The following is a 17993-nucleotide window of genomic DNA, read 5'->3' as shown; positions in this document are numbered from 1 at the left end:
ATATGTTTGACAAGGGTGTAAACATCCTTGTGGAAATGGGTCCGGATAAAACCCTCACAGGTATGGCAAAAGGGGTTATGGTAAAGGATAAGACAATTCTTTCTACAATGGACCGTAAAAAAGATAACTGGGATGTGCTCCTGGATACTTTGGGAAGGCTCTATGAATCTGGTATAAAACTGGATTTCGGAGTATTGTACGGCGAATGCGGATATAAAAAAGTATATCTACCGGCATATCCGTTTAACAGAAAAACATACAGGCCCTTGTTTGGAGAACAGGAAAACGAATTCGGCAAATACCAGAATTGGGTTTATGAATGGAGCTGGAGACGGGAAGATGCTGCCGTTGGCTGTGAAATAAAAAATGGCGCGGTTATTGTATTTGGCGATGAAAACATGAAAAATTGCCTTAAACCTTATTTCAATTCTGATAAAAATACTATTTACAGTGTTTCCATTGGAGAAGAATACAGTTATGACGGAAGAACAAGCTTCACAATAAATCCGGCAAAGCAGGAAGATTATATAAGATTGATGGAGGACATAAAGGGAAAAGTATCTGCAGTAATCCATATGTGGAATTACAGCAGCGCCAAAAATTCGCTCTCGGAATTGCTGGAAAATGATGAACTGTTCTATAAAAGTGCATACAGCTTGATTCTTCTTGGAAAAGCACTTATTCAAAGACAAAATGACGGTGTACGGTGCTTGCGGTTACAAACAAGGCCTTTTCAATATCCGATGAGGAAGGAATTATGAATCCGTATCAGTCCATAGCTGTTACTTTTGGACAAGCTATGGGTATGGAAATTAAAGGCCTTGTTTCCGGTGTACTTGATATGGATTATGGTGAATATACATCCTTGGATAATGCGGCCAAAGTAATGGTTGAAGAACTTAGCAAGATGCCGGATTCGGAGGCTATTACGGTTATCAGAAAAGGAATTCGTTTTGTGCGCTGCCTTAAAAAGACTGTAAGGACCAATTCGGAGAAAAATATATCCGTAAATGATGGTGAAACATATCTAATTACCGGTGGTGCAGGGCAGATAGGTGGAGAAATTGCCAAAGCAATTGCCAAGCTTGCACGGGTGAATCTGGTGCTTACGGGCAGGGGTGAGCTGGATTCGTCGGCCTTTAAAATTGATTTGATTCGCTCCATTGAAGAAATGGGTTCTAAGGTAATGTATTATGCGGTTGATGTGTCGGATAAAGCAAAGATGGAGGAAATGATAAGAAAGGTTAATGAGCAGTTCGGACCCATACATGGGGTTGTACATGCTGCGGGCATACTCGATGAATCTTCCTACAGGCTTTTGGAAAAGGACATAGACACTATTAAGAGAGTTCTTAGGGCCAAGGTTCAAGGAACAATTGCAACCGATACGGTGACAAAAAAAGAGCCGCTCAAATTCTTCGTATCAATATCTTCGGTTTCGGCTTCAAAGAAAGAATGGAGCGCAGGAATTGCCGATTATGCTGCTGCGAACCATTTCCTTGACAGCTACAGCATTTACAGGGCAAAAACCGATTCTCCGGGTAAATCCCTGGCTATTAATTATTCACTATGGGCAGGAGAAGGAAAAGGAATTGCATCGGGGGATATATACATGCTGGCTGTAAAATCCCAGGGGTTAAGACCCTTGCCTGCAGATGATGCCACAGAAGCATTTATGAGAGTCCTCAATTATTCCGGACAGAATGTTGTGCACATTATGGACCTTATGGAAGAGAGAAAAGAGGACAGGGTAGAAAAGAGACAACTTGATACTTCTTCTTATGAGAAAAAGAAGAAAATACCTTATATGTCGGCAAAAGAGATAAGAAAAATAATTTACGGTATAATTGCCGATGAGATTGGAATTGATGCGGATTCCCTTGATGAAAGCATGAATTTCCTTGATATGGGACTTGGCTCCGTGGATGCAACAAAGACCATTGACAAAATAGGCAAAGCACTCGGTATGGAGTTGTATCCCACACTAATATTCGAATATCAGACTCCGCAAGCCCTTTCAAGATATATTGAAGAAATCTGCGCGGATTCTGAAAGTGAAGTTGCTGCAACAGGAAAAGATGTATATATAAATACTGCTCAAGACAGAGATGATATTCAGGACATTGCGATTATCGGAATAGGGTTGAGAATCCCGGGAGCCAGCACACTGGATGAGTACTGGGACATACTGAAAAACGGAAGATGCGTTATAAGAGAAGTACCTAAAGGTAGATGGTCAATGGACGAGGACTACAGCAGCGACAGGAATTTACTGCATACCTCATATACCAAATTTGGTGGATTTATAGACCGGCCTTACGACTTTGATCCTGCGTTTTTCGGGATGTCCCCGTTAGAAGCGGAAGCAACGGATCCACAGCAGAGAATATTCCTGCAGGTCGCATGGGAAGCAATTCAACAGGCTGGCTATGGCGGCAAGTATAAATCCAATAAAATTGGAGTCTTTGTAGGATGCGAGCAAAACACCTATTCGGAGCATTTTATAGGATACAAAGCTTATATGGATATAAAAAAGAGAATTGAAAACAGCCTGGCATATAGAAATATGAGCAAGAGAGACCGGGATGAGATAATGAGAAACATAATTGAGGTTTTGGAACCGGGCAGAATGTCGGCAGATACGGTAGCCGGAAACGGATTGAACGAAATTGCTGCAAGAGTCAGCCATTGTCTGAATCTGTCGGGACCGAGCCTGATTGTCAACTCTGCATGCTCTTCATCCCTAGTAGCCCTTCATTTGGCCTGTGAGAGCTTAAGAACCGGCCAGGCGGATATGGCTATTGCAGGGGGCATAAATCTTAATTTGAGCGTAACTCCATTCATCGGTCTTTCCAGAGTTACGGCTCTGTCTCCTACAGGAGCATGTTATCCTTTTGACAGACGGGCAGACGGTATGGTTCTGGCTGAAGGTGCCAGTGCGGTACTGCTTAAACCTCTGAAGCATGCATTGAGGGATAGAGATAATATTTTTGCGGTGATAAAAGGATCCGCCATTAACAATGACGGACATTCACGGGGCATAACGGCACCACGTCCCCAAGGACAGGCCGAGGTTATAAGAAATGCCTATATCCGGTCCGGAATAGACCCTGAAACGGTTTCATATATCGAAACCCACGGTACGGGTACTCCTTTGGGTGATCCGATTGAAGTTGAAGGAATGACCTATGCAATGCGTTCCTTTACATCAAAGAAGCAATTCTGCGGTATAGGCTCGGTTAAATCCTCCGTGGGCCACATGCTGTCGGCAGCAGGGCTTGTAAGCGTTATTAAAGTGGTACTGGCACTAAAGAACAAGATGATTCCGCATACGGTAAACTATGAGGAACCAAACCCGAATATTGACTTTGAGAATTCACCATTCTATGTCGTGAGCGGAAAACCCATGCCGTGGATATCGGAAGGTTTGCCTTTAAGGGCAGGGGTAAATGCTTTCGGTTTTGGCGGAACCAATGCCCATGTGATACTTGAAGAGGCACCGGAAACCATGAGTATTTCTGCCCATGGAGAAGTTGAAAAACAGAAAAATGTTCTTTTGCTGACCGGTAGGAACCAAAAGGTAGTGAAAACTGTTGCAAAGAACCTCAGGGAGCATATGGAAAAGAATCCGGAGCTCGATCTTCCATCCGTCTGCTTTACGATGAATCATTCCCAAAAGGAGATGACATACAAAGCAGCTGTGGTTACCGACTCAAGGGAGCATCTATTGAATGTATTGTCAAAAATAGAAGCCGATTCGGAAAGTCCGGAAATAATTCGGGGTTCTTCGAATCCGAATAGATTGACGCCGCTTAACCTTATATTTGATTCAAGCTTTGAATTGCCCGAAGCAGATATTTGCGAAATTTCAAAAAGGTTTTCTGGTTTCAAAGAGGCATATGATAAATGCATGCAAACCTTTAAAGATATCGGATACACCGGAAAAGACAGCCGTAATGCGAAGGATATCGAAAGCTTTGCTCTGCAGCTTGCTTTTGGTATGATGCTAAAAAGCTTTGAAATCAGTATAAAGAGTATTATTTGTGAAGGTACTGCGGTTTTGGCAGGGGCTGCGCTGACAGGAATTCTTTCAATCAGGCAGGCAGCGGAATTTCTAATGAATAAAACCCATTGCCCGGATATCGGCGACGAATCAAATGATGCTGACGGTACATTGATAAAATGTCCTATCATTACTTCTTTGGGTATAATTAACAGAGAGAATTCTCAAAGGCTTATTAAAAACCTGACGGAGGCAATTGATGAAAAATTGTCCCGGGAAGCTTGTTTAGAGCTGCTTATTGATAGGGATGCTGTGGTGTATCTCGGAAATAGAGAGTCGGTAAGGAACATGTTTGAAGCAATGAAAATTAAGAATTTGCAGTGGCTGGAAATTGACATAGACAAGGCTCCTGTAGAATCGATACTGGCGATGATGGCAAAACTGTATACAATAGGTGTAAGTTTTAATCCTTCGGAATTAAGCATAAATATATCAAGAAGAGTGATCTTGCCGACATACCCCTTTGAAAATTCCGAATACAAGATAAGCTTTGAAGAAGATTCTGAGATTTCATTGAAAAAGCTCAAAGTCATCGAACCCTTAGAGAGTAAAAAAATAATGACCGGAATAGAGGAATTGAAAAGGGATTTAGGAAAGATTGGATAAGGAATTATCATTAGTTTTAATGTATATATTTACAACTCATGTTAGTTTGTGGTATATTGTATATTGTTATTGCTAGAAATTTAGTACTAATTTTAAGGAAAGAGGTAGAGAAGATGTACAAGAAAATTGCTATTGGAGTTGTAGGAGTTGTTTTGGTTTCGGCCTTGTTTTTTGGAGGCAGGTATTTATATCAAACATGGAAGTATAAAAAATTGTATCGGAGATAGAATTTCAAACCCTGACTTGTCAACTTTAAAAGATGGCGTTTATAAGGGATCCTTTGATGCAATTTTGGTAGCGGCCGATGTCACTGTAACAGTTGAAGGAAGCAAAATAAAAAGTATAAAGATTGAAAAACATAGAAACGAAAAAGGCAAGAGTGCAGAGGCAATAACCGACAGAGTGATAGCCGAACAATCCATTGAGGTTGACACTATATCCGGAGCTACAAACAGCAGTAAAGTAATATTAAAAGCAATTGAAAATGCATTGACTCAGAATAGCAAAAAGGATAACAAGTAGGCTGTATGGTTTAAGGACAAATCAAAGACTGACAGGAGTCGATATGGATTGCCTTGAAGCGCATGATTTTTTGATGAATACGGTAGTTGAGCAAAAAATATTCAAAGAGTCTTCGCATGAAGTATACAAAAAAGCTGTCGATGAAGTAAAGCGATTGGAAAACATGATGAGCTTCTTTATAGATACAAGCGAAGTCTCACAACTGAATAAATTGTCCGGTAAAGGAAAAGTACATATAAGTCCGGAAGTTATGTATGTCTTGAAAATGGCATACAAGTTTTCAAAGATGACTCAGGGGCTTTTGATATAACATTAGCCCCCGTAATTGACTTATGGAGACGTTCGGGGCAGCTTTCCAGAATTCCCGATAAAAGAGAATTGTCAAAGCTGTTGAAGTTGGTAGGGTACAAACAGATTAAAATTGATGACGCTAATGGTATGGCAGGCCTTGCACGGCAAGGAGGAGCTGTGGACCTTGGAGGTATAGCAAAAGGCTATGCTGCTGACGCTTGTATTGAGCTCTACAAATCAATGAATGTTAAGTCGGCCTTTGTTAACTTTGGAGGTAATGTAAAGACTCTTGGGAAGAAACCGGACGGGAATGATTGGGTTATCGGCATTCAGCATCCCCATAAGCAAAGGGGAAAGAAATTTGGCGTAGTTTTGGTTTCAAACAAATCCGTAGTCACATCCGGTGCATATGAAAGGTATTTTGTCGTAAATGGCAAGAGATACCATCATATACTGGATTGCAGGACCGGGTGGCCTTCGGATTCGGATCTTGAGAGTGTTACGGTGATTTGCGAGAACTCTACACAGGCTGACGCATTGTCTACGGCCGCTTTTGTAATGGGACTGGAGAAAGCTATGGAAATTATCGACAAATTTGATGAGACTGACGCTGTGCTTGTAACAAAAGACAAAAAAATATATCTCACAAAGGGAATAAAAAATAATTTCTATCTTACGGAATCCAGCTCTGAATACAGTTGTTACGCATTGGCTTAAAATTTATTACCCGGAAAGTCTTAAATTTCTAAAGCTTTTGATATTGCTTTGCGGGAAGCACAATGGTAAACACAGCACCGGATTCTGAATTTCGGGCAGTGATTTTTCCGTTGTGCTTTTCGATTATATTCTTGCTGATGGCCAGGCCAAGTCCGACGTTACCTTTTTTGCCTTTGTAAAACCTTTCAAAGATATTGGGAAGCTCGTTAGAATCAATTCCCGGGCCGTCATCCCGGATGACAATTTCAATCTTAGAGAAATCTATAATTTTGGGAATAATGCTTACAGTATTGTTGGCATATCGGATGCAGTTGCCAATGATATTTGTAAATGCGCGAAACAGTTTGTCTTCGTCTGCGTAAATTAGCACTGCATCGTTAATGTTTTGAACTTCAAGAGTGATGCCGCTTTTTGATGCAATGCCATACATGCGTTCCAGGCATGTGTTTATAAAATCCCTGAAATCAAGGTCGGAAAAGCGGTAGTTTTCCTCAATTGTATCAAGACGCGAAAGGTACAGCAAATCTTCCACAAGATGGGTCATTCGTTTTGTTTCGTCAATAATAATGTCTGCGGCAGTATTTTTGTCAACCACCTCATATTTTATCCCTTCCGCATAGCTTTGAATGGACATGAGGGGAGTCCGAAACTCATGGGAAGCATTTTGAAAGAAGGTTTTCTGGGCTTTATCATAGGATTCCAGCTTTTCAGACATTATATTAATGCTGTTTACCAATTCTTGCAGTTCTGCATCCACCGGCATTTCGATTTTTACGCCGAAATTTCTCTCCGCAATAGCCCTAATATGCTGATTTAGGGAAGAGAATGGAGATGATATTTTTTTTGCCGAGAGCGAGGAAAATATGGCAAAAATCAGTGCCGATAAAAGTACAATGACAAAAAGTATTGCGTTTATACCCAGCTTAAGTTGATTGATGTTGAAGGCTCGAATAAATAATCAACCAGCCCAAACCAAAGGAGTTTTTATCGGAAACCGGTTTGACAATGGAGATATAATCGGTATTGTTTAAATTAAAGTAAACATACTCCTGGACTTTGGAACTGTCGGTTTTTCTTATTTTATTTATTACTTCGTTTGCTATCTCACTGGAGGCCGTAAAATATTCTCCCACAGGCGGAGTGATTACATCCATGTTGTTGTCTAAAAGTATAAAATCGGCGTTCAGAATGGAAAGGGGTTCCCTTAAGGAGCGGTCTAAGAAGAAATAGAACCCGAATAATTCATTGCCTTCCCGGGGAAAATCGTTTTGCCTTCCCGGCATAGGACGGGGTTTTTGCAATCCCTGAGGAGGCAAAAGTCGGGGCCTCTAAACAATGCAGTATCTTCAACCTGTTGAGCAATTGTACTTAGCTGTTCTTTAATATCGTTTTCTATATAGGATTGGATGGTAATGTTGAACACAACAGTTGTCAATGTCAACAGAACCGAAATTGCAATAATGTTGTATTTGAAAATTCTCCATTTGATTGTATTTTTCTTCATAAAATCATCCTTTTTCATTTACTTTGAAACCAAAGCCCCATACCGTTTCGATTTTGAGAGCAGAACCGCTGTCGGAAAGCTTTTTTCTAAGTCTTTTTATCATGTCATCGGTAGCTCTCGTTTCTACGAAATTTTCAAAGCCCCATACCTTGTCTAAAAGTTCACTGCGGCTTACCGCCTTGTTTTTGTTTTGAGCAAGATAATAGAGCAGATTAAATTCCATACCGGTAAGTCCGATATTTTTCCCGTTAAATTCAGCTTGTTTTTTATCGGTGTTTATAACAATATCCCCAATCCGGATTTCTTGTACTGTGTCGTTTTTAGTTTTGTCCAGTTCTATTCTTCGGAATATGCTCTTAATCCTTGCAATGAGTTCCATAGGGCTGAAAGGCTTTGTAAGGTAATCATCGCTGCCTAAAGTAAGACCTGCTATTTTGTCCGGCTCGGTATCTTTGGCGGATACAATTATAATGGGCACGGTACTTTGCCGGCGGATTGTTGAGCAAAGGGAAAAGCCGTCTATTTCAGGCATCATTATATCTATAACAAGTAAATCGGCGGGTTTTTTATTGAAGGCTTCCAATATTGAACGTCCGTCATTAAAGGTTTCAACGTCATATCCCTCTTTGACAAGAAAGGACTTTATAATATTGCATATATTTATTTCGTCATCGGCAATATAAATCAGTTTTTTGGTTTCCATATAAAATCCACCTCAAAATATATTTTATCACGGTCAAAATGAAATATCATGGTTTTTAACTTTGTGCCATATATTTGCCACATTTTTGCGGAGATTTATATTAATGTAAGGTGCTAAAATTATTTTGTAGGCAAATAGGATTGATTATAGGTTTGAGGGGGGTGATTCAATGGAAAAAGTAAAATTCCGCCATGAAATAAAGCATTATATCAATTCCGGTGATTGTCTGTTATTGCAAAGGAAACTAAAGTGTGTTATGAAGCCAGATTTAAATGCAGGACCTGACGGGTCTTACCATATACGGAGCTTATATTTTGATACTCCGGAGGACAGGGCGCTGAGGGAGAAAATTGACGGATTGGATAATCGGGAAAAAATCCGTATTCGTCTGTATAATCATGACGATTCGTTTATAAAGCTTGAGAGGAAGATGAAGGTAAACGGCCTTACAGCCAAATTCAGTGTAAATATTACAAAGGAACGGTGCAAGGATATATTAAATGGAAATATTGAGTGGATGAAAGACACAGAAAATCCGGTATTGATTGAGATATATCATAAAATGATGCATCAGCAGCTAAAGCCGCGTACTATTGTGGATTATACCAGGGAAGCCTATGTTTATGAGCCGGGAAACATAAGAGTCACAATTGATAAATCCATTAAGACGGGGCTTATGAGCAATGATTTGTTTAACCGTGAGCTCCCTACAATGGAAACCCTTCCTAGGCAGCTGGCGGTGCTCGAAGTAAAGTACGATGAGTTTTTGCCTGAAGTAATCTGCGATATTTTACAGCTCAGTGACCGTCAGAAACTTTCGGTATCAAAATACGCTCTTTGCCGGATGTATTATTAATAAAATGAGATTTTAATAAAAGAGGAGGAAAAACATGAGGAACCAGATAAACTTCAATGATATTTTCAAGTCAAACTTTTTGGAAAAGGTATCAAGTGTCTCACTGCTGGACGCTGCTATTGCTTTTGGATTGGCTTTTTGCATCGGACTATTCATATATTTTGTGTACAAGAAAACATATAAAGGAGTTATGTATTCCCGAAGCTTTAGTATTTCATTGATAGCCCTTACAATGATAACCACTCTGGTTATACTTGCAGTGACATCCAATGTAGTGTTGTCCCTCGGTATGGTAGGTGCTCTGTCAATTGTAAGATTCCGTTCGGCCATAAAGGATCCTATGGATATTGCATATCTTTTCTGGTCCATAGCTGTCGGTATCGTATTGGGGGCAGGACTCATACCTTTGGCTGTGTTCGGTTCACTTTTTATAGGAATAATACTGGTGTTGTTTGTAAACAAGAGCAATACCGACAATCCTTATATTTTGGTAGTGAACTGTGAGAATGATAAAGCTGAAAGCAATGTGATGAATATAGTAAAAGACAAAGTGAAAAAACATGTTGTGAAGTCAAAAACTGTGACCGGCGGTAAGGGAATAGAGGTTGCAATTGAAGTGCGTCTTAAGAGTATGGAAACGGAATTTGTAAATGAAATAAGCAGGCAAAATGGAGTTTTAAGTGCTGTGATGGTTAGCTATAACGGGGATTATATGAGCTGAGTATGATTTTTGCAAGCTAATATGAGAGAGGTGATATGTTTGGATGAAAATGTAAGTAAAAAAACAATTCTAAAGATAGTGTTAACGATATTGTGCATAGCTCTCCTTATAACCGGTATGGCTCTTGTTCCAAAGGCTTTTCCGGATGTAATACGGGCTGATGCCCGGCCGGAGTATATTGACAGGTTATTTAACAAGAGCATTGTAAACGAAATAAACATTGAAATAGATGAGAATGATTTTGAGTGGCTGTTGGAAAATGCTACTTTGGAAGAGTATAGAAGCTGTAATATAGCAATTAACGGCGAGACCTTTTATAACGTGGGTATTCGGCCAAAGGGAAATTCCAGCCTTTCGCAAATTGCAAGAAGTAATTCGCGGCGTTTCAGTTTTAAGCTTGATTTTAGTGAATATGTCCGCGGACAGTCATACCATGGGGCGGAGAAAATAGTTTTAAACAATATTATGTCGGATAAAACCTATATGAAGGAATATCTTTCTTATGAGCTGTTTGATTTTATGGGAGTTCCTTCGTCGGCATGTGCGTATTCCAATATAAAAGTAAATAATGAGGATTGGGGATTGTATCTTGCTGTTGAAGTGGTGGATGAGAGCTTTATTAAAAGGCATTTTGGAAGCGTCAGCGGCAATTTGTATAAACCCGAGGCTATGGATATTGGAGGAGACTGGGGCGGACAGCAGAATGGAGGACCGGGAAGATGGGAGATTTTAACGGCAACGCAATGCCTTTCCCCGGAGGACGAAGAGGACAGATGCAAAATGAAGCAGGAATGGATCAAATGCCGAATATAGATGAAAGAAACAGGATGCCGAATGGAGCCGGAGCTCAGGGGAGATTTAATGGAGGGTTTAGAGGCGGATTTGGCGGAATGGGTGCAAGAGGCGGTGCCAATCTGAAGTATACAGACGATTCTCCATCAAGCTATTCGGTCATAAGAGAAGGCGCGGTTTTTAAAACTACCACCGACAAAGACTTTGAAAAAGTGATTGAGATGATTAAGAACCTTAATGAAGGAACCAACCTTGATAATTATCTTGATGTGGACGAAATCCTGAGATTCTGGGCAGTGAATACTTTTTTGGTTAATCTGGACGGTTATAGCGGCGGTATGTACCACAACTATTATCTTTACGAGGAAAACGGAAAGTTTACACTTTTGCCTTGGGATTTCAACCTGTCCTTTGCCGGTTTTGGAATGAATGATGCTTCCCGCGCGGTAAATTTCCCGATAGATAATCCTGTAACGGGAAGTCTTGAAGATGCGCCCCTTATAGGCAAGCTTTTGGAGGTGCCGGAATACAAGGAGCGTTATCACGGCTATTTAAAAGAGATATTGGAAAAGTATATTTATAGCGGGGTATATGAAAATTCAATAAACAGAATAAATGCACTTATCGGCGATTATGTGAAGAATGATGCGACGGCGTTTTATACGTTCGAGGAGTATCAAAAGGGTGTACAGGCGATTTTGACCTTTGGAAAGGACAGAGCTAAAAGTATTTGGGCTCAGCTTGACGGAACCCAGCCTTCAACCTCATACGGCAGCATAGAAACTACATTGAATTTATCGGATATGGGAGGTATGGGCGGTATGGGCGGAGGTATGCAACCGCCTCGTAATATGCAAATACCGGATGGAATGCCGATGCCGGATGGAGCGCAGAGACCAGGCAGGATGCAAATGCCGGATGGAATGCAGATACCCGGCAGAATGCAAATGCCGGACGGAATGCAGATACCCGATGGAATGCCGATGTCGGACGGAATACAGCCACCTGGCAATATGCAATTCCGAGGTGGGTTCGTGATGTTCTCCGACAACCGGCAATCTAAAAATCAAAGCGCGGTTTTAATATTGTCGGTTGCCGCATTTGTCCCGGGGTTGATTTTTGTTGCAACATTTAAAAGAAGAAAATATAGGACATAGGAGAGTGTATACTCTCCTTTAAACCAGTGCCAAAAGTCTTGCCAGATTTGCAACTATAAAGCAAATTACGATACCTGACAGAGTTGGAACTAAAAATGATACAAAAGTCCACTTCCAACTCTGGGTTTCTTTTTTAATAGTCAGACAGGTAGTACTGCAGGGCCAGTGCATTAGGGAGAACAGCATGACACACAGTGCTGTGACCCAAGTCCAGCCATTGTCTACAAGAAGCTGTTTTAACTGGTTTAAGCTATCTAGCTCCATCATGCTTTTAGATGACATATAGCTCATAATAATTATCGGAACCACAATTTCATTGGCTGGGAAACCGAGAATAAAAGCCATCAGGATGTAGCCGTCCAGACCGATCAATCTGGCAAAGGGATCGAGAAAGCCTGCGCAGAGAGACAATAGACTTTGGTCTCCCATATATATGTTTGCCATAATCCATATCACAAGCCCGGCAGGGATGCTACCGAAACGGCTCGCCCCAGCACGAAGAGAGTTCTGTCAAATATTGATCTTATAATTATCCTGCCTATTTGAGGCTTCCGGTACGGCGGAAGCTCCAGGGCAAAGGAAGATGGAAGCCCTTTTAGTATTGTTTTAGACAGCAGCTTTGAAATAAGCAATGTCATTACAATGCCCAAAAGTATTACTCCGGTTAGAAAAAGTGTTGAAAGCACAGATTGGAAAAAACCTGCGAAACTTCCCACAAAGAACATGGTTATTATGGCAATCAAAGTTGGGAACGGCCGTTACAGGGTACAAAATTGTTGGTTATTACAGCTATCAGCCTTTCCCGCGGCGAGTCGATTATTCTGCATCCGATAACGCCGGCGGCATTGCAGCCGAATCCCATGCACATGGTTAGGGATTGTTTGCCGTGGGCACATGCTTTCTTAAAGAAATTATCAAGGTTAAAGGCTACTCTTGGAAGATATCCCAAATCTTCGAGCAGTGTAAACAGCGGGAAGAATATGGCCATTGGAGGAAGCATTACCGATACAACCCATGCAACAGTTCTGTAAACTCCTGACACCAATAACTCGTGAACCCATTGCGGTGAACCCACCCAGACAAAAAAGTCGTTTAGCCGTTCCTCAATCATAAAAAATAAAGTTGAAAGCATTTGTGAAGGGTAATTGGCTCCTGTAATTGTAATCCAGAAAATTACTCCAAGCATGGCAATCATGACAGGTATTCCGAAGACCCTTGATGTCAATATTTTATCTATTTTTCTGTCTACATGGTCGTATTGATTGTTTTCAAAAGTAATTACGCTGCTGCAGACTTCTTCTGAAATTTTCACCAGTCTTGTAACAATTTTGTCTCTAAGCTTCTCCTCTCCTATACCGTTATTGGAAAGATGTTTTTTGCCGTGTCGACAAGGCCGGCGAGCTCTATATTATCCAGAAGGTTAAAACCAAGGAAATTATTCAATGATTCCAGTAAAGTATTATCACCGTCCAAAAGCTTAAGTGCTATCCACCTGCTGCTGATTTTTTCTCCGGCTATATCTTCAATCTTTGGCTGAACCATTTCAATTGCTTCTTCTACGATGTCATCGTAGGTGATTTTTATAGGGTGGACAGTGATATCTTTAGTTGAAATATCGTAGACTGCATCCATTAACTCACCAAGTCCTTTGCTGCTCCGGGCATTTGTTGGAATGACGGGTACCCCCAGATGTTTTGAAAGTTTGTTGTAGTCGATTCTGATTTTTTTTCTTTCCGCTTCGTCAATTAAGTTGACGCAGACCACAACTTTGTTTGTGATTTCAAGAGTTTGAAGAACCAGGTTCAGATTTCTCTCAAGGCATGTGGCATCGGTTACGACAACAGTGGCGTCAGGTTGACCGAAGCAGACAAAGTCCCTTGCCACTTCTTCTTCTACCGAGTTGGCCATGAGAGAATATGTACCCGGAATGTCAACCATAATGAAATTTTTATCTTTATGCCTGTATTTTCCCTGAGCGTTGGTGACCGTCTTGCCCGGCCAGTTTCCCGTATGTTGGTTTAGTCCCGTAAGGCTGTTGAATACCGTACTTTTGCCAACGTTGGGGTTGCCGGCGAGGGCAATGACTTTGTCGACAGGTGTGCTTTTAACTATAGTAAGTTTATTCTCCAGGACACCTATTCCTGTAGATTGACTTGTAAGCCCCATTTTTTAAACCTCCCGAATTAATCTAATTTATTTCGACCATGATTTTACTTGCTTCTTCAGAACGAAGGGCAATTACTGCACCTCGAATGTGATAGGCGGTAGGGTCGCCGGAAGGACTTTTTTGCAAAGCCTCCACAATTGTATCTGAAACCAGCCCGAGATCCAGCATTCTTCTGCGGATTGAACCGTCTAAGGTAAGGAATTTCACTTTTGCCTTTTTTCCTATGGCAAGGAAGCTAAGGTAATTTGCTTTCCAGCCATAATAACTACCTCCGGAATCTGTTATGTTTATTTGTTATATTATCAAAATAAGCTAAGAGAAATTTTGTTTCTCAAGACTAATATATGAAATATAAAATATCAGTGTTACGAATATAAATTAATTAATAAAAAATATCCGCTTAAACGGGACGGTGGTAAAATGAGAACCAATGAATTTCACACAGTCAGGGGATATCAGCTTATAGAGCAGGAGAAAAAGCTTTTGACATCTGCCATGGAAGATTATCTTGAGATGATTTTTAGGAATATAGGAAACGAAGGTATATGCGCATCAATACCCTGGCGGAGATGTTGAACGTAAGACCCTCATCGGCAACCAAAATGGTTCAAAAACTTTCCCAGAAAGGGTTTGTTGAGTATAAGAAGTATGGTATTATTACTCTTACTGAAAAAGGAAAGACATTAGGGGAGTTTCTTTTGCAAAGGCACAATATAATTGAAAAATTCCTTAAGGGTATCGGAATTCGTGACAACCTTTTGATAGAAACGGAGCTTATTGAACATAATCTCAGCGTTGACACTTTAAGAAGTATTGATGAGCTGAACAGCTTTTTTGAAGAACATCCTGAAATTATGAGGAAATTCGAGCATTATAGAAGTACAAGGAACTAATATTTTATTGACAATAAACCAGCAAAACATACTTGGTGCCAAAGATGTTTTGCTGGCTTAACTGCGTTTTGTTCATTCTGATAAACTTATCGGATATATTTTTCCGATAGGAACAGTGAACATAAAGCCTATTCCGGTTCCGGACACTTTTCCTATAACACCTTGAACAGCATTTACTGCTTTTTCAATCAATTCCTCACTTTCCAAAACAGTAAATATAGTTTTGTTGTATGGGCGTACCGCTTCCAGTAGTGTTTTTAGAGCACCAAATAGTGAGATTTTGTTATTCTCACTATTTACTAGGGCACTTGCCATTCCCTGACTGTCCAAAATTGTAGCACCACTTACTCCTACTTCAACGAACTTGGCTAAAATGTCGTCTAAATAATCAACTTCATTTAATACAATGAAAAGAGCGTAAATATTGCAACACCTCCCTTTATATATATATTAAACTCAAATGAAGAAAGCGCATCAACTGACTCAAATTGAGTTTCGTTATACGCATGGTGTACTCCTATGAAGTTAGTTGACGGGTTAGGACTTCCAAGTATCCCTTATTAATAATTTAAGATTTACCCCTGAAAGATGGGTTCCCCACTGCCCAAAGGCATTCCGAGCTAATAATGTGAACATAACATTAATGTAGAAAAATGTCAATACATTTCGTCGAAGCAAAAGCTGTAAACGCATTATACAACATCCAATTTTATATGACATTCAATATATGATACAATAAATTTGAATATTTATGTAATTATATATAATCCGAAAGCAATCAAAAGATGAAAAAATATAGGGGGGTGCTTTATGTTACTAAAGGCTAAAAAAACTGTTATTATTTTTATCTCGGTTTTGGCTGTTATGTTGTTTTCAATACCCAAAACTTATACGCAAGCGGCTGAAAAATTTGCAAAGGGAGCTGATGTTAGCTGGCTTCCGGAGATGGAGGCAAATGGCTACAAATTTTATAATGGCAACGAGATTGAGCAGGATTGCCTTCAGATTTTGAAGGACCATGGGATAGACTCAATCAGACTCAGGGTATGGGTCAATCCTCCAATGGTTACTGCAACAAAGACGAGACTATAAAGATGGCAGTCAGAGCCAAAAAGATGGGATTTAGAATAATGATAGACTTTCATTACAGCGATTCGTGGGCGGACCCGGGAAAACAGACAAAACCGTCAGCATGGGCCCGGTATGATTTTAACGGCTTGATGAAGGCTGTATATGACTATACATATGATGTTATGAGCGGTTTAAAAGCCAACGGCATAACTCCCGAGTGGGTTCAAGTCGGAAATGAAACCAATAACGGCATGCTGTGGGAAGACGGAAGGGCAACAAACAGTATGAGGAATTTTGCATGGCTTGTTAACTGCGGTCATGATGCTGTAAAAGCAGTAAGTCCTCAAACTAAGGTCATAGTTCATCTTTCCAACGGTTATGACAATGCATTGTATAGATGGATATTTGACGGCATTACTGCCAATGGTGCAAGATTTGATGTAATAGCATGTCGCTGTATCCTACTGCTTCGGACTGGCCGGATTTGACAAAACAATGTCTTAGCAATATGAAAGATATGATATCAAGATACGGAAAAGAAGTAATGATATGCGAGATTGGTATGGATTACCGGGATGCGCAAGCTTGCAAAGACTTTATAACGGATATAATTGAAAAGACGAAATCCCTGCCGGATAATAAAGGTCTTGGGGTATTCTACTGGGAGCCCCAATGCTATGACTGGCAGTATTATAATAAAGGGGCCTTTGATTTATCCGGTAAACCCACAATTGCGCTGGATGCGTTTTTGCCTTCAGATATGCCGGGTAATCTCATATACGGAGATTTGAACGGTGACGGACGTGTAAATTCTACGGATTTTAGTTTACTAAAAAGATATTTACTTGGCAATATAAGTGTTTTTCCCCATGAAAGGGGAGCGGAGGCGGCTGACCTGAACTTGGACGGTCGTATCAATTCAACCGATTATTCTATATTAAAAAGATATTTACTTAATTCAATACCGTCGCTTCCGGTTAAGTGAAAATAATATGCGGACATGTCTATATCCATAGGTCTGGCATTGTTGTTCGCGTTGGTATATAATATTAGTATGGAGAAATTGCAGCATAGGGGTAAAAATGGAGGGATTTTTTTGGGCAGCAAATCTGAGAGGGCTGTTGAGTTGTTTAAAGAAGGATATAATTGTTCACAAGCGGTTCTTGGAGCATATTGTGAAGAGGTTGGACTGGACATAAAGACTGCATTAATGCTTACATCTCCCTTTGGAGGCGGCATAGGAAGGTTAAGAGAGGTTTGCGGAGCTGCCTCGGGCATGTTTATGATAGCGGGATTAAAGTACGGATATGTTGACCCGAAGGACATGAAAGCGAAAAAAGAGCATTATGAGATGGTCCAAAAGCTTGTGGAACGGTTTAAGGAAGAGAACGGTTCCATAATATGCAGAGAACTTTTGGGACTGGATATAGTTCATGATAAACCTGAGCCTGAGAAGAGGACGGAGGCGTATTATAAAAAAAGGCCCTGCGCAGAGATAGTAAGAAGTGCGGCTGAAATTATCGGTGAGTTGCTGGAAAAATAATTTTGGCAAATGCAATTTATTAATTTATTGATAATATTAAAAAATATTTAATTACATATTTTACCAATGAAAATCCAAAAAAGAAAGAGAGGGTTATTTCCTATCTTTCTTTTTCTTTTTATAAAAACAATTGATAAAAGGTAAAGTACATCAAAGGGAAATAAAAGCTCGAATTTATATAACAAAGAAAGGACGTATTTTATATTTAAACATAGATAAGCACCTGTTTAAATGACAATGGAGGGAGGTTGTTTTGTCGGAAGGGAAAATAGGGAAGCAGGCCGTTTTTAGAGAGAAAGAAATTTAATCAGTTTTTTAAAGGGAGGATGCTTAATGATTAAAAAATTACGGGCAAAATTAAAGCTGTTGTTTTTGCGGCTGCACTTG

At 40.2% G+C, this 17993-nt stretch carries 13 protein-coding genes, 5 pseudogenes and 1 riboswitch; of the genes and pseudogenes, 11 read left to right on the top strand and 7 right to left on the bottom strand.

From position 1 onward, the window contains the following. Positions 1-2 precede the first annotated feature (2 nt). From JCM21531_RS18190 to JCM21531_RS01745, 4 genes and pseudogenes are all read left to right on the top strand, one after another. On the top strand, positions 3-761 hold the full coding sequence (locus JCM21531_RS18190) for a KR prefix domain-containing protein (protein WP_094184712.1): 759 nt from the start codon (positions 3-5) through the stop codon (positions 759-761). Further along, positions 707-4669, top strand: coding sequence for an SDR family NAD(P)-dependent oxidoreductase (locus tag JCM21531_RS18185; protein WP_131464357.1), 3963 nt, complete (start codon positions 707-709; stop codon positions 4667-4669). Before JCM21531_RS18190 ends, JCM21531_RS18185 begins: the two co-directional genes overlap by 55 nt. 171 nt (positions 4670-4840) lie before the next feature. Continuing rightward, positions 4841-5191 carry an FMN-binding protein gene (locus tag JCM21531_RS01750; RefSeq protein WP_369347553.1) on the top strand — a complete coding sequence of 117 codons (351 nt, stop codon included), beginning with the start codon at positions 4841-4843 and terminating at the stop codon, positions 5189-5191. Positions 5192-5234: 43 nt separating this feature from the next. Continuing rightward, positions 5235-6199, top strand: a pseudogene (locus JCM21531_RS01745) (FAD:protein FMN transferase). 28 nt (positions 6200-6227) lie between these two features. Here JCM21531_RS01745 and JCM21531_RS20065 read toward each other — a convergent pair. The 4 genes from JCM21531_RS20065 to JCM21531_RS01735 all read right to left on the bottom strand — a co-directional run bounded on the left by JCM21531_RS20065 (position 6228) and on the right by JCM21531_RS01735 (position 8406). Beyond that, the gene (locus JCM21531_RS20065) at positions 6228-7037 is read right to left on the bottom strand and encodes a HAMP domain-containing sensor histidine kinase (protein WP_279378956.1); all 810 of its coding nucleotides are present in this window, start codon (positions 7035-7037) and stop codon (positions 6228-6230) included. A gap of 85 nt (positions 7038-7122) precedes the next feature. Further along, on the bottom strand, positions 7123-7482 hold the full coding sequence (locus JCM21531_RS20060) for a hypothetical protein (protein WP_243467060.1): 360 nt from the start codon (positions 7480-7482) through the stop codon (positions 7123-7125). Beyond that, a complete protein-coding gene (locus JCM21531_RS20055) occupies positions 7416-7703 on the bottom strand; it encodes a hypothetical protein (RefSeq protein ID WP_243467059.1) in 288 nt (95 codons plus the stop codon). Before JCM21531_RS20055 ends, JCM21531_RS20060 begins: the two co-directional genes overlap by 67 nt. A gap of 4 nt (positions 7704-7707) precedes the next feature. Further along, a complete protein-coding gene (locus tag JCM21531_RS01735) occupies positions 7708-8406 on the bottom strand; it encodes a response regulator transcription factor (RefSeq protein ID WP_038286940.1) in 699 nt (232 codons plus the stop codon). Between the two features lie 169 nt (positions 8407-8575). On the opposite strand from JCM21531_RS01735, the gene JCM21531_RS01730 reads away from it, so the two are divergent. From JCM21531_RS01730 to JCM21531_RS24225, 3 genes and pseudogenes are all read left to right on the top strand, one after another. Next, positions 8576-9262, top strand: a complete 687-nt coding sequence (locus JCM21531_RS01730; protein WP_038286937.1) for a polyphosphate polymerase domain-containing protein — start codon at positions 8576-8578, stop codon at positions 9260-9262. Positions 9263-9296: 34 nt separating this feature from the next. Then, a complete protein-coding gene (locus JCM21531_RS01725; protein ID WP_038286936.1) occupies positions 9297-9983 on the top strand; it encodes a DUF4956 domain-containing protein in 687 nt (228 codons plus the stop codon). Between the two features lie 39 nt (positions 9984-10022). Further along, positions 10023-11932: pseudogene (locus JCM21531_RS24225) on the top strand (CotH kinase family protein). 18 nt (positions 11933-11950) lie between these two features. Here JCM21531_RS24225 and feoB read toward each other — a convergent pair. Both feoB and JCM21531_RS01710 read right to left on the bottom strand, forming a co-directional pair. Beyond that, a pseudogene (feoB, locus tag JCM21531_RS20040) lies at positions 11951-14098 on the bottom strand (ferrous iron transport protein B). A 22-nt stretch (positions 14099-14120) separates the two neighbouring features. After that, positions 14121-14324 (bottom strand): FeoA family protein, encoded by a 204-nt coding sequence (locus JCM21531_RS01710; protein ID WP_038286933.1) that lies wholly within the window; start codon positions 14322-14324, stop codon positions 14121-14123. 195 nt (positions 14325-14519) lie between these two features. Between JCM21531_RS01710 and JCM21531_RS01705 the strand changes: the two are divergent. Next, positions 14520-14992 (top strand): annotated as a pseudogene (locus JCM21531_RS01705) (metal-dependent transcriptional regulator). Positions 14993-15064: 72 nt separating this feature from the next. Here the strand turns inward: JCM21531_RS01705 and JCM21531_RS01700 are convergent. Then, positions 15065-15307, bottom strand: a complete 243-nt coding sequence (locus JCM21531_RS01700; protein ID WP_243467056.1) for a hypothetical protein — start codon at positions 15305-15307, stop codon at positions 15065-15067. 183 nt (positions 15308-15490) lie between these two features. Next, positions 15491-15622, bottom strand: a riboswitch (cyclic di-AMP (ydaO/yuaA leader). Positions 15623-15856: 234 nt separating this feature from the next. On the opposite strand from JCM21531_RS01700, the pseudogene JCM21531_RS20035 reads away from it, so the two are divergent. The 3 genes and pseudogenes from JCM21531_RS20035 to JCM21531_RS01690 all read left to right on the top strand — a co-directional run. Continuing rightward, positions 15857-16814, top strand: a pseudogene (locus JCM21531_RS20035) (glycoside hydrolase family 53 protein); the annotation flags it as partial. Positions 16815-16823: 9 nt separating this feature from the next. Next, positions 16824-17048, top strand: coding sequence for a dockerin type I repeat-containing protein (locus JCM21531_RS24735; protein ID WP_243467072.1), 225 nt, complete (start codon positions 16824-16826; stop codon positions 17046-17048). A gap of 111 nt (positions 17049-17159) precedes the next feature. Continuing rightward, entirely contained in the window at positions 17160-17606 is a 447-nt protein-coding gene (locus JCM21531_RS01690) for a C-GCAxxG-C-C family protein (protein WP_038286929.1), read from the top strand. Positions 17607-17993 lie beyond the last annotated feature (387 nt).

This window comes from Acetivibrio straminisolvens JCM 21531, from assembly GCF_000521465.1.
GTDB lineage: Bacteria > Bacillota > Clostridia > Acetivibrionales > Acetivibrionaceae > Hungateiclostridium > Hungateiclostridium straminisolvens.
Note: the sequence above shows the minus strand (reverse complement) of the source record. Positions and strands in the feature narration are given on the sequence as shown.